Source organism: Sphingomonas sp. AC411 (assembly GCF_979253035.1).
This window is the reverse complement of the sequence record NZ_CEEDAQ010000001.1, coordinates 2,607,361-2,619,906: the sequence shown is the minus strand read 5'-3', so window position 1 is coordinate 2,619,906 and position 12,546 is coordinate 2,607,361. Positions and strand designations below refer to the sequence as shown.

At 67.6% G+C, this 12,546-nt stretch carries 11 protein-coding genes and 4 pseudogenes; all 15 read right to left on the bottom strand.

The genetic code is table 11. The features are described from left to right. Positions 1 to 53: 53 nt before the first annotated feature. The gene (gene flhB / locus AC0IX7_RS13410) at positions 54 to 1,196 is read right to left on the bottom strand and encodes a flagellar type III secretion system protein FlhB (RefSeq protein WP_471812313.1); all 1,143 of its coding nucleotides are present in this window, start codon (positions 1,194 to 1,196) and stop codon (positions 54 to 56) included. Further along, a pseudogene (gene fliR, locus AC0IX7_RS13405) lies at positions 1,196 to 1,968 on the bottom strand (flagellar biosynthetic protein FliR). The gene flhB and the pseudogene fliR overlap by 1 nt, the downstream one beginning before the upstream one ends. A 236-nt stretch (positions 1,969 to 2,204) precedes the next feature. Next, positions 2,205 to 2,474 carry a flagellar biosynthesis protein FliQ gene (gene fliQ / locus AC0IX7_RS13400; protein ID WP_471812312.1) on the bottom strand — a complete coding sequence of 90 codons (270 nt, stop codon included), beginning with the start codon at positions 2,472 to 2,474 and terminating at the stop codon, positions 2,205 to 2,207. Positions 2,475 to 2,478: 4 nt separating this feature from the next. Continuing rightward, positions 2,479 to 3,258, bottom strand: coding sequence for a flagellar type III secretion system pore protein FliP (gene fliP / locus AC0IX7_RS13395; protein ID WP_471813879.1), 780 nt, complete (start codon positions 3,256 to 3,258; stop codon positions 2,479 to 2,481). A gap of 160 nt (positions 3,259 to 3,418) precedes the next feature. Next, entirely contained in the window at positions 3,419 to 3,673 is a 255-nt protein-coding gene (locus tag AC0IX7_RS13390; RefSeq protein WP_056054129.1) for a flagellar biosynthetic protein FliO, read from the bottom strand. Positions 3,674 to 3,678: 5 nt separating this feature from the next. Next, a complete protein-coding gene (fliN, locus tag AC0IX7_RS13385; protein WP_056054132.1) occupies positions 3,679 to 3,969 on the bottom strand; it encodes a flagellar motor switch protein FliN in 291 nt (96 codons plus the stop codon). Further along, a complete protein-coding gene (locus tag AC0IX7_RS13380; RefSeq protein WP_471812310.1) occupies positions 3,966 to 4,754 on the bottom strand; it encodes a FliM/FliN family flagellar motor switch protein in 789 nt (262 codons plus the stop codon). Before AC0IX7_RS13380 ends, fliN begins: the two co-directional genes overlap by 4 nt. 176 nt (positions 4,755 to 4,930) lie before the next feature. Then, positions 4,931 to 5,227, bottom strand: coding sequence for a flagellar basal body-associated FliL family protein (locus AC0IX7_RS13375; RefSeq protein ID WP_471812308.1), 297 nt, complete (start codon positions 5,225 to 5,227; stop codon positions 4,931 to 4,933). A 512-nt stretch (positions 5,228 to 5,739) separates the two neighbouring features. Then, positions 5,740 to 5,973: pseudogene (gene fliK, locus AC0IX7_RS13370) on the bottom strand (flagellar hook-length control protein FliK); the annotation flags it as partial. Between the two features lie 272 nt (positions 5,974 to 6,245). Continuing rightward, a complete protein-coding gene (locus AC0IX7_RS13365; RefSeq protein ID WP_471812307.1) occupies positions 6,246 to 7,247 on the bottom strand; it encodes a hypothetical protein in 1,002 nt (333 codons plus the stop codon). A gap of 121 nt (positions 7,248 to 7,368) precedes the next feature. After that, complete coding sequence (locus AC0IX7_RS13360; RefSeq protein WP_471812305.1) at positions 7,369 to 7,794, bottom strand: hypothetical protein; 426 nt, start codon at positions 7,792 to 7,794, stop codon at positions 7,369 to 7,371. A 1-nt stretch (position 7,795) separates the two neighbouring features. After that, positions 7,796 to 9,119, bottom strand: a pseudogene (locus tag AC0IX7_RS13355) (FliI/YscN family ATPase). Further along, positions 9,113 to 9,865: a FliH/SctL family protein gene (locus AC0IX7_RS13350; RefSeq protein ID WP_471812304.1), complete on the bottom strand. Its 753-nt coding sequence runs from the start codon at positions 9,863 to 9,865 to the stop codon at positions 9,113 to 9,115. The pseudogene AC0IX7_RS13355 and the gene AC0IX7_RS13350 overlap by 7 nt, the downstream one beginning before the upstream one ends. Beyond that, positions 9,858 to 10,868 (bottom strand): flagellar motor switch protein FliG, encoded by a 1,011-nt coding sequence (gene fliG, locus AC0IX7_RS13345; RefSeq protein WP_471812303.1) that lies wholly within the window; start codon positions 10,866 to 10,868, stop codon positions 9,858 to 9,860. Before fliG ends, AC0IX7_RS13350 begins: the two co-directional genes overlap by 8 nt. Further along, positions 10,865 to 12,546: pseudogene (fliF, locus tag AC0IX7_RS13340) on the bottom strand (flagellar basal-body MS-ring/collar protein FliF). The gene fliG and the pseudogene fliF overlap by 4 nt, the downstream one beginning before the upstream one ends.

The following is a 12,546-nucleotide window of genomic DNA, read 5'->3' as shown; positions in this document are numbered from 1 at the left end:
AAATCCCTGCACGTGCGCGCTCGTCTGTAAGAACGGCCGGGTGGCCGCGATGTTTAGGCCTGTTTGATGCCATTTTCGTCGAATCGAGCGTCCTTCGGCACGGTGACGAACGGCTGGATCGGGGCCGCCGCGCCACCTGCGGCAACGTTCAGCCCGAAGACGAAGGCGAGCACCGTCGCGATCGCCATGTAGAGGTCGTCGCGCACTTCCTGCCCCTCCTTGCTGGTGTAATAGACTGCACGCGCGAGCATCGGATATTCGAGCACGGGCACGCGACCCTCAGCGGCGAGTTCGCGGATCGCCAGTGCGGTCGCGCCGCGCCCCTTGGCGACCACCACCGGCACCTGGTCCTTGCCGCGATCGTAGCGCAGCGCCACGGCGAAATGCGTCGGGTTGGTCAGCACGACATGCGCCTCCGCGACCGACTTGCGCAGGCCGCCGCTTGCCATCGCACGCATCTTCGCGCGCATCTGGCCCTTCGCCTCGCCATTGCCCTCGGTCGACTTGTGCTCGTCCTTCACCTCCTGTTTCGACATCCGCATCTTGCCCAGGCGGCGGATGATCTGGATCGGCAGGTCGATGCCGGCGATCGCGCACAGCCCGAACGCCATCGCGATCAGGATTGCCTTGAACGTGCCGCCGAGCGATGACAGCGCCTGGTTCAGATCCGTGGACGAGGCGAGGCCCATCGTCGTGTGCGCGGCGTTCCACAGCATCCAGCCGCCGATCGTGCCGAGCAGGATGACCTTCAGCAGCGACTTGCCGAGCTCGATCCAGCCGTTCGACCCGAAGATCCGCTTGAGGCCGGCGGCGGGATCGACCCGGCTGTATTTAGGCGCCATCAGCTTGCCGTTGAAGCCGAGCGAGCCGAGCCCTGCCTGGCTCAGGATCGCGGCGGCGATGGTGACGACGAACAGGCTGATCAGCGACGGCGCGAGCTTGCCGCCGGCTTCCATCAACGGGCGCCACGGCGAGAAATCCTCGACATCGGCGTGGGTGAACTGGAAGCTGGATGCCATCACCTGCTTGCAGGCGGTGATGAGGTGCGGGCCAGCGTAGATCAGCCAGCCGACGCCCGCGACCATGCTGAGCGCGGTGGCGAAGTCGCGCGATCGGAGGATGTCACCCTTATCGACCGCATCCTTCTTGCGCTTGGCGGTTGGGGATTCGGTTTTTTCACCGCTGTCCTCAGACATCAGCCGAGCACCAGGTTTTCGGTGGCGGCGAGGCCTTCTCGGACGATGACGAGCATGTAGTCGCCCATCGTCGGGAACGCGATCGCCAGCGTGACGACGCCGACCGCGAGGCTGGCCGGCAAGCCGACCGCGAACAGGTTGAGCGCGGGCGCGGCACGGCTCAGCATGCCGACGACGATGTTGAGGCACAGTAGCAGGAAGCCGACCGGGAGCGCGAGCAGCAGCCCGGCAAGGAACGCATAGCCGCCGAAGAACGCGATCGCCTTCAGCCGCTCGATCCCGATCCAGGCTGCGCCGGGGAGAGCACGTCGTAGCTCCGGACGATCAGGTCGATCAGGATCAGATGGCCGTCGACCGACAGGAACAGCAGCGTGAGCATGATCGAGAAGAACTGGCCGAGCGCGGGGCTCGACTTGCCGTTCTGCGGGTCGATCGAGGAGGCGAAACCGAGCCCCATCGCGCCGCCGATGACTTCCGCCGCGATCATCGGCGCGGCGAACGAAATCTGCAGCACGAAGCCGAGCGCGAGGCCGACCAGCGCTTCGGCGGCGGCGGAGAGGATGGTGGATACGGCGAAGATGTTCTGCGGCGGGACGATCGGATGCGCGGCGAGCACGAGGAACCCGATCGCGCCCGACAGCGTGACGCGCACGGTGACCGGGACCGAGACATTGCCGAACACCGGCGCGGCGATGAACGTCGCACCGATCCGGATCATCACGAACACGAGCGCCCACAGCTGAGGCTCGATCGAGAGGCCGAAGCCGAGCATTTTAGATCTCCTCCCGCTTGCGGGAGAGGGCAGGGAGGGCGCGACGTACGTACTGGCGTCCGGTTGATGAGGCACGCCCTCCTCGACCCCTCCCGCAAGCGGGAGGGGAGTAGAAGAGGCGCCCGCGTGGTCTGCATGGCCCCGCCGCGGCAAAGCCGCGTCGTCGGACCTCGACTGCGCCGAGGCTGGCCGGGCTTGCGCTGGCAGCACGGACGTCGCCGCGCTGGCGCTGCGCCTCACTTTACGAGATCCGGAATACGCTCGAAGATTCCGATCGTGAAATCGCTCAGCAAGCCCAGGATCAGGCTGCCGAAGATCAGGATCGACACCGCGACCACTAGCAGCTTCGGTACGAACGACAGCGTCTGCTCGTTGATCGACGTCGCCGCCTGGATCATCCCGAGGATCAGCCCGGCGAGCAGCGCCGGGATCAGGATCGGCGCGCTGGCGAGCGCCAGTACCCACATCGTCTGGTTGGCGACGGTCAGGAAATATTGCGCGTCCATGGCGTCAGGTCGCGAACGAGTTTGCGAGGCTGCCCATCGTCAGCGCCCAGCCGTCGACCAGCACGAACAGGAGGAGCTTGAACGGCAGCGAGATGATCGTGGGCGACAGCATCGCCATGCCGAGCGACATCAGCACGGTCGCGACGACCAGGTCGATGACGATGAACGGCAGGAAGATCAGGAAGCCGATCTGGAACGCGGTCTTCAGTTCGCTCGTGACGAACGCAGGGAGCAGCACCGAGAAGGGGATGTCGAGCGACGAGGCATAGGGCCCCGACTTCGCGATCTGCGCGAACATCGTGACGTCCTTCACGCGCGTCTGCTTCACCATGAACGCGTGCAGCGGGACGCCAGCGGTGGTGATCATCTGCGTGCCGGCGAGCTGCCCGGCGGCATAGGGCTGGATCGCGGTCGTGTTGATCTGGCTGATGGTCGGCGCCATGATGAAGAACGACAGGAACAGCGACAGCCCGAGCAGCACCTGGTTCGGCGGCGTCTGCTGAAGCCCGAGCGCCTGGCGCAGGATCGCGAGCACGATGATGATCCGCGTGAAGCTGGTCATCATCAGCAGGATCCCCGGCAGGATCGTCAGCAGCCCCATGATGATGAGGACTTGTAGCGACAGCGACAGCGAGCCGCTCTGGCCGGTGTTGCCCGCAGCCTGGCCGCCAAGCTGTCCGAGCGCGCGATCGACCGCGTCGCCGACGGCGGGGTTGGTCGGGGCGGGGACGGCTTGTGCGAAGGCCGGCATCGCGAGGAAGAGGGCGAGGACTACCGCCAGCAGGACCCAAACCCACCCGTTTCCCCGCGAATGCGGGGATCCAGGACCAAGCAGCGCACCGTTCGTGGCTCCTGGATTCCCGCGTTCGCGGGAAAACGGTTTGGCCTTCGACGCGGCAAACAATGCCGGACCGGAACCTTGACGTGTTACTGTCGCGCGGGGGTCATGCGTCGACCTTGTCGATCAGGTGCACGCCGCCACGTCCGACCGAGACGAGCAGCCGGCGGCCCTCGAAATCGATCACCGCGAGGCGCAGGCCCGGCGAGATCATCATCGTTTCCTTGACGCCGATCAGTCGCGTCGAGGGCTTGCCCGGGATCCGGCTCTCGAACTTGCGCCACAGATACAGGCAGCCGAACATCAGGCCGCACACGAGTGGCAGCAGGATCACGAGCTTGAGGATATAGGTCCAGAGCATCGGGTTCAGCCGCGCTTGTCGGGCGACACGAGCTCGGTCATCCGCACGCCGAAACGTTCGCCGACCGTGACGACTTCGCCGCGCCCGATCAGGGTGCCGTTGACGAACACGTCCAACAACTCGTTGGCCTGGCGATCGAGCTCGATCACGCTGGATTCGCCGAGCGCGAGCAGCTCGCGCAGCGTCAGGCTGGTCGAGCCGATCTCGACGGTCAGCTTGACGTCGACATCCTGGAGCAGCCGGAAATTGGCGGCGACGGCAGCATCTACGGGGAAGCCTCCGGTCATGTCGTTCATGCTGCAAATCCTTCGTCGAAACGTGTAATCGAGGTGAGCTGGATGGCGGCGAAGCCGTTGGACGTACCGACCGTGCCGCAGCCGAGCCGGTTGTTGCCGACCATCACTGGCACGTCGCCCGAGATGGTGATCGGGATCACGTCGCCGGGCTTCAGGTCCATCAGCATGGTCAGCTTGACGACCGGCTCGGCGAGCACCGAGCGGATCGGGAAGCGCACGTTCATCGCGGCCCGCGTCAGCTCGGTGCGCCACGCCGGATCGGGCTCGGCCGACTTGCCGACGACCTTGGCGGTGAGCGACGGCGCATGCGGCTTTAGCGCGGAGACGGGGTAGACGAGATCGAGGAACACTGGCTTTGCCGCCCCTGCGGCGATCCCGAAGCGCGTGACGATCATCGCATCCTCGCCGTCGAGATCGGCGATCATCGCGGGGTTCACCTCGACGCGCGTCGGCAGGAAGTCGAACCGCGCCATCGGCTCCCACGCGGTCTTCAGCGGCGCGGCGATCATCTGGCCGATCCGCGCGACCATCGCCTCGGCGGCGGGCGAGAATTCGGTCGGTAGCGTGTGCGGCGCGGCACCGGTGCCGCCGAAGAACATGTCGAGCAGCTCGAGCACGAACTTGCCGTCCATGATGCACAGCGCCTGCGCCATCCCCGGCGTCATGATCAGCGGCAGCCACGCGGTCAGCGTATCGCTCCGCTCGGCGCGGTAATCGGTGAAGCGCTGGACCACCAAGGGCTCGGCCCAGCAGCGGACCTCCTGGCGGAGCAACGGCTCGAACACGCCGCGCAACCCCGCGCGAACCGTGCGGAGAGATGCTGCAGCGAATGCAGGTCGCCGAACGGATTGAGCTTGGCCCCGCCGAGCACGCCCTGATGCAGCACGCCGTCTTTGGGCGCGCCGGACCGATCCCGGTCGCGCCGTTCGCGCGTCTTTGCTGAGCCCTCGTTAACCATGCCTCACTGAACAACGAAACTGGTAAAGTAAACGTTACCGATGCCGCCGAAGCCTTCCTTCTGCTTGAGCGTATCGTTGATCGCTTTGGCGAGGCGGACCTGCAACTGACGCTTGCCGTCGCTGCTCATCACCTGCTCTTCGGTGGTGTCGCCGAGCGCCATCAGGATTGCCGAACGCACTGCGATATCGTTGGTCTTGAGGTTGGTGATGACGGTGTCGTCGTACGGCGTGGCGACCGCGATGCCGACCTGGACGAAGTGCGGCGAGTCCTGGAGATTCGAGGTGAATTCCTTTTCCATCGGGTAATAGGTCGACGCGTATTTGTCGCCGCCCTCTCCTGCGGGGGCTTCATGCCGTGATTTTCGGGCGCGGCTTCATCGCCGCCGCCATGACCGCCGCCCTCGTCGCCGCCCTCGCCAGCATGCTTCTGCTCGCTCTTGGGGACGAGCTTGGGCTTGCCGTCGTCGACCGCCGCGTGACCGCCGCCGAGCAACCCGGCGTTGCTGGCATAGACGCCCGCGCCGACGCCGCCACCGACCAGGACCAGCAGCGCACCGCCGCCGATCAGGATCGTCTTCATCTTGCCCTTTTTCTTGGGCGCTGCGTCCGCAGTATCTTTCTTGTCGGCCATATCGGGGTCCTTCGGTTCAAGCGATTCGGGTGTCTTCGGTGAGCGCGGCGTCCACCGCCGGCGAAGCCGCGGTGCGAGTCGGGGCTTGCGGCGTCGCAGGGGGCGGTGCTGGCCGTTGTTCGCGGCGCCGTCGTTTGGCGTGCCCTGGCCAAGCGATCCCTGGGCAAGCGATCCTTGGCCAAGCGATCCCTGGACAAGCTTCAGCCCGCGCGCTTCGGCGAGTTCGACGAGCCGTGGCTGGGCGTCCTGCAACAGGGTGCGCGTTGCGCTCTGCTCGGCATGGAAATGGACGCGGACGGTGTCGCCGTCCTTTCTCATCGATACGTCGATCGCACCGAGCGCATCGGGGATGAGGCGAATCCGGGTGTCGCCGGCGTCGGCGGCATCGCGGAGGATCTCGATCCGTTCGATCATCGCGTGCGGCCAGCGATCCTGGCGCATGTCGAGCGGCGCCTGCTGCGTCTCGGCCGTCCTGATCGCCGATGACGATACGGGCGCGCCGGTCACCAGCGAGGATATGGTCGGGTCCGCCTTGTCGCGATCGTCGCGCGGCCTGGTCGCGGCCTGGATCGCCGCGCCGAACACCTGGCTTGCCGACGCGACAATACCCGGCAGCGGCTGGATCGCGTCGGGTCGGGCCGCGGCCAGTGCGACGGGCGCGGTGGCTACAGTCGAGACCCAGCGCGTCATGGCGTTGTTCGGGTCGATGCCGGTCGATACGGGGCTGCGTCGGTGAGCTCGGGCGACGCCGGAGTATCGCCTCTGCCCGTGGATGCCGGACCCGTGAGGGAAGGCAAGACGGATGTCGGCACGATGGGTGCCGCCACTTGTGTCGGCGGGGCGGTGATCGGTGGAAGGGTCGCGAGGGCGACCGGCAGGCTCTGCGCGGAACTGGAAGCAAGCGTCGCGTTGCTCGTGACGGCGGACGAAGGGCGTGTATCGGCAACGGCTGGCGGAGGCGGTGTGGGCGCGGGTGCGGTCGTCTCTTCCGTCTGCGGTGCTGCGGCCTGCGCTTGCTGGCCAGCCTTGCCCGTCGTGCGGGAGGGCGTGGCGTCGGCGAACTTGCTGACAGACGATGGAAGTCCTGGCGATAGCGGGGCCGTCGCAGTGCTGTCATCCGTACGCGACGTATCGGCGACATCGACGGCGATCGCGACGACCGGCGAGGGGAGAACCGCCAGTTGCGGCGCGAGCGGCATCTCTATCGCCACGGTTGGGCTTGCCGGCGTCGGGGCATCGGCCGGCTGCTCCGTGGCTTCGTCCGCGGCAGGCCCATCCTTGGGGCGGGGATCGCGGCGTATCCCGGCGAACGCCATCGGTCGGGCGATACGTACGACCGGGGCGGGGATCGCGACCGGCTCGGCTTTGCCGGCGGCGGGCGGCGCAGTTTCGACCAATTCGGGCGTCAGGGTGCTTGCCGGAAGCAGTGACGGCTTTGCAATCGCCAGTGTCTGCGCGGGGTGTGGTATGAGTATGGGCTGCCATTCCACCGCTTGGTCACCGGCGGGCGTCACGGTCGGCAAGACGTTGCCGGTTACGGCGGCGTCCTGCAGGATGACGGCATCCGGAGCGATGCCCGGAAGGGGGACGAGCGGCGTCGGCACCGACGGTGCAGGCGGCAGGCCGGGGGACGCACCCTCGTCGGACGCATCTTTTGCCTGTGCAAAGGAATCGGCGAAATCGACCACTGTCCGCCCGTTCTGCACGGCCGGCGATCGTGTCTGCGCGGGGAGAACGGGAGAAAGGACGGCGGTCTGGATCATGCAGAATACTCGTTCGGGCGATCGGCACGCAGCCGCATAGCCCTCCTCAGCAAGGATCGTGCCGAACCTTCCGAAACGCCGGCGCTTCCTCCATCGCGCGGATCGCCTTGAGCACCGCGTCGGCGTCGGCGCGCGCGAGCAGCTTCTCGACCGCGCTTTGATCGCGCTTGGCGGCGCGGGTTGCTTCGGCGGCGCGCTCGACGCGATTTTCGGCCGCCTGCACGCGTTCGACCGCGGCATTGGCGGATTGTTGCAGGCGGTCGCGGTAATGTGCCGACGCGCCCAGCGAGACTGCGGCGCGCGTTTCGTGGATCGGCGCGACGGCTTCGGCGAGCAGTGCGATGCGGCGGGAAAGCGCCTGTTCGCTGGCGAACTTGTCGTGCGCGCGGGCTTCGTCGGCGCGGGTCAGCCCGAGCTGAAGCGTGCGGACGCGGTGGATGCGCGCCAGCGTCTTGCTACGGGCCTCCGCCATCTCAGCCGCCGAACACGCCGGTCAGTTCGGCGACCGCATCGTTCAATGAGACGGTCTCGTCGGCGTCCTGGCGGATATATTCCATGACTGCCGGGTGGCAGGCGATGGCGGCGTCGATCGCAGGGTCGGCGCCGTGGCGGTAGGCGCCCATCAGCACGAGGTCGCGGTTTTCCTCATAGGTGGCGAGGTGGCGGCGGAGCGTCCGCGCCGCCTTGGCATGGGGGCGTCGACGATGTCGGTCATCACGCGGCTGACCGACGGGCCGATGTCGATCGCGGGATAGACGCCGCGCTCGGCGAGGTGGCGGTTGAGGACGATATGGCCGTCGAGGATCGAGCGCGCCGAATCGACCACCGGGTCGTTGCCGTCGTCGCCGTCCGCCAGCACCGTGTAGATCGCCGTGATCGAGCCACCGGTGTGGACGTCGACGCCCGCGCGTTCGATCAGGTTCGGCAGCATCGCGATGGCGGACGGCGGATAGCCGCGTGCGGAGGCGGGTTCGCCGAGCGCCAAGCCGATCTCGCGACCGGCATGGGCGACGCGGGTCAGCGAATCCATGATCAAGAGGACCTTCTTGCCTTCGTCGCGGAAGGATTCGGCGATCGCGTGCGCCCGGAGTGCGCCGCGGATGCGGAGGACGGGGGAATGGTTGGCGGGGACGGCGACGACGACCGAGCGCTTGCGCGCTTCGCCGGCGACCTTGGTTTCTAGGAAGTCGGCGACTTCGCGGCTGCGCTCGCCGATCAGGCCGATGACGATCACGTCGGCCTGCGCCGCGCGGACGATCATGCCGAGCAGGACTGACTTGCCGACCCCCGAGCCCGCCATGATGCCGACGCGCTGGCCCTGGCCGATCGTCAGCAGCCCGTTGATCGCGCGGACGCCGACGTCGAGCGGTTCGAGCACGCGGCCCCGATCGAGTGGCGACTGGAGCTTGCCGGCCAGTGGCCAGCGACCGGCGCCACGGATCGGGCCGAGCCCGTCGATCGGCTTGCCGGCGCCGTCGACCACGCGACCGAGCAGCGCGACACCGACTTCGGCCTCACCCGGAGGGCCGATCGGCTTGACCGGCGCGCGCGGCAGTAGCGCGGCGGGGCCACCCAGGTTCATCATCAACGTGCGGCCGTTGCGGAAGCCGATGACCTCGGCCTCGACGCTCGCCGCGCCTTCGCCGACCTGGCAGACGGTGCCGACCGGCAACGTCAGGCCGACCGCTTCCATGAGGAGGCCGTCGAACGAGGCGAGACGGCCCGAGACCTTGGCTTGGCGACGAAATCTGCGTTGGAGAGGGTTTCGAGATAGTCGGCGGTAAAGCGGTTCAGCATTTGGGCACCGGCACGCGGTCGATCGCCTGTGCGAGTTGATCGAGCCAGAGTTCGGGGCCGTCCTCGACGATGGTCGATGCGCTTTCGAGTACGAAGCTGCCGCGCGCGACGCCCGGATCGCCCGCGGCGAAGATCGTTTTCGGCAGGCGGCCTTCGAGCAATGCGACATCGTCCGGGTGGACGCGGAGCAGCGCCGATTCGGCGGAGTCCGACAGGAGTTCGGCGGCGGTCTCGATCCGGCCGGCAAGGACGTCGGGCGCGATGCCGACTTCGCCGACCAGTTTCGAGACCAGGAACAGCACGGTCTGGCGGAGTTGGGCGGCGACGCGCTCGCGGTCGATCCGGTCGCCGCCCAGCGCGCTGGCGAGATCGCCGAGCAACGCGGTGTCGCGCGCTCCAGCGTCCCGCGCGGCAGCGGCCGCAGCGGCGAGACCCTCGGCGTAACCGGCGGCATGCGCGTCGGCGAGCGGATCGATGAACGAGGATTCGCTGACCGGATCGAGCGGATCCCAGCCCGCGGTCGGGTTCACGTCCTTGTCCGCCGGGCTGAAATGTTTCGGCGCACTCGTCTCCGTGATGGGTTGCGAGGTGAAGCTCGGCGACGAGAAATTGCTCGTCGGACGTGGTGCCGCACGCTCGCGGATATCCGCCGCGGCGAACCCGGACGGCGGCGCGAACGCGCTCGCCAGGACGTGCGCCGTCGTCGTGTGACGCGACGCGAAGCCCGCGGTGAAGCCGTTAGACATAATCGTCTTCGCCCCCGCCCATCTGGATCGTGCCGTCCTTGGCGAGCCCGCGCGCGATCGCGATCATCGCCTTTTGCGCTTCGAGCACTTCGGCGAGCTTCATCGGCCCGCGTGCTTCCATCTCGTCGCGAATGCCGTCGGCGGCACGCGCCGACATGCAGCCGAGGAAACGGTTGCGAATCGTCTCGTCGACGCCCTTCAAGGACTTGGTCAGGATCTCGCTGTCGACGTTGCGGATCAGCGTGCCCAGATTCTTGTCGTCGAGTTCCAGGAGGTTGTCGAAAACGAACATCGCTTCCTCGATCGCTTTTGCGACGTCGCGGTCGATCTTGAACAGCTTCGGCATGACCCGCTGTTCGGTCGCTTTGCGCGCACCGGACAGGATCTTCGCCGCCTCACGTGTGCCACCCAGCGTGACGCCGGCGCCGGTCGACCCCGTGCTGGTGCGGTTGGCGAGCAGCGTGCGCAGCGTATCGACGGCTTCGGGCGTGATCGGCCCGAGCCGTGCGATGCGGTGGAGGATGTCGGGCTGGACCGCGTCGGGCAGCAGTTCGAGGACCTGGCCGCCGACCGACGCATCGAGATTGGCGATCAGCACCGCGGCGATCTGCGGATGCTCCTTCTCGATCATCGCCGCGATCTCGGGCGCGTCGAGCCAGTCGAGCAGTTCGAGTTCGCACGCCGCCTCGGCCGGCGTGATCCGCGCGAGTACGCTCTCGGCCTTTTCACGACCCAAAGCGCGGTTCATCACCGCCTCGATCTTGGGCCGCGGGTCGAAGCCGATCGCGGTCCGCTCGCGGGCGCGGTCGACGAAATCGTCCAGCACGTCCTCGACTTCCTGCTCCGACACGTCGGCGACCTTGAACATCGCCGCACCGAGCTGACGCACTTCTTCCGGCTCCAGCTTCTGGAGGATGGCCGCGGCCTCCTCCTCGCCGACCAGCATCATCAGCACCGCGGCGCGCTCGACGCCGGTGTAGGTGCGGAGAACGACCTCGCTCACTTGGCGTCCGCCTTGATCATGTCGCGTACGGCGAGCGCCGCGCGGGTCGGATTGTCGCGCGTGAAGCCGCGGACCGCACCGATCCGGTCGTCATAGCCGCGCGTGTTCTCGAGCTGGTCGAGGCTGACGGGGGCGGCAACGCCGATCCCCGCAGCCGCGCCGTCGCCATCGACCTCGCCGATCGGCTGCCCGAAGGCGGGACGCGTCGTGGCGTCCTCGCGCTTCTTCATCAGCGCCTTGGCGATCGGGCGGACGCCGAGCAGCAGCACCAGCAGCGCGATCACGATCGCGGTGCCGTTGCGGGCGAGCACCGGCAGCCAGGCATTGTCGTACCAGGCCGGGCCGGCGGCGGCATCGGTGGCGCCGGCGAACTTGCGGCTGATGACCGTCACGTTGTCGTTGCGGGCTTGGTCGAAGCCGACCGCGCTCTTCACGAGATCGCTGATCTGGTTGATCTCCATCGCGGTGCGGCGACCCTTTTCGGGATCGCGCAGGAGCACGGCGACCGAGAGGCGCTTGACCCCGCCCGGCGTCGCGCGCGTCACCGACACTTCGCGGCCGAGGTCGTAGGCGCGCTGATACTGGTCGGACTGCTTCATCGCATCGGGCGCAGCGCCACCGGCGACCGGCTGCGCGGCGGCGCCGGGATTGCCCGTCGCCGGCTGTGGCGTCGACAGCGTGCTCGCGGCCGGCGGCGTATTGCTCAGCGCACCCGGAATACCGCCTGGAGCAGCGCCCGCGCCGTCCCTCTGATTGCCGGTCCAGTTACCCGTCTCGGCACGCAGGACGCCCTGCTTCTCATAGCTTTCGCGCGTCGCCTGGCTCTCGTCGAGATTGACGTCGGCCTGCACTTCCGCGGTGAAATTGCCTGCGCCGACCAGCGGCGTGAGCAGCGCGATCAACTGGGTGCGATACTTGTCCTCGATCCGGCGTTGGATATCGATCCGCGCGTCGCTCGCGGCGCCCGCGCCGTCGTTGCCGCCGGCCTTGGTGAGCAGCGCGCCCATCTGGTCGACGATCGTCACGGCCTCGGGCTTCATGCCCGGCACCGACGAGGCGACGAGATTGATGATCGAGCTGACCTGCGCATCGCTGAGCGAACGCCCGCCTTGAAGCTTGAGGATCACCGACGCCGACGGCGCAGCGTTGTCGCGGACAAACACCGACGCTTCCGGCATGGCGAGATGCACGCGCGCCTCGGCGACCGCATCGATCTCCTCGATCGACTTCGCCATCTCGGACTCGCGGGCCTGGCGGAGGCGTTCGCCTTCGACCGCGCGCGAAACGCCCATCGGCAACTGGTCGAGGATCGCATAGCCGCCCGGCGCCGCCTTCGGCAGGCCCTGGCCCGCCAGCAGCATCTTCGCGCGGCTGTAATCGTCCTCGCCGACGGTCAGTGCGCCGGTGCCTTCGTCGATGTGGCTCTTGATGTTCGCTGTGGTCAGCGCGGACGTCACCGCGGCCTTGTCCGAATCCGGCAGGCCGCTGAACAGCGTCTTCTGTGGCGGCGTCGACAGGCTCATCCACGCAAGCGCGGCGGCGGCGATCAGGCCGACCATCAGCGCCATCGGCAGCGAGCGGCGGACGGCCGGCTGCGCGAACACGCCCTTGATCTGCTGGAGGGGTTGGCGAACCGTTCGGTTGCACCAGACGAAGCGGGGATGAGTGCGGTGCTCAT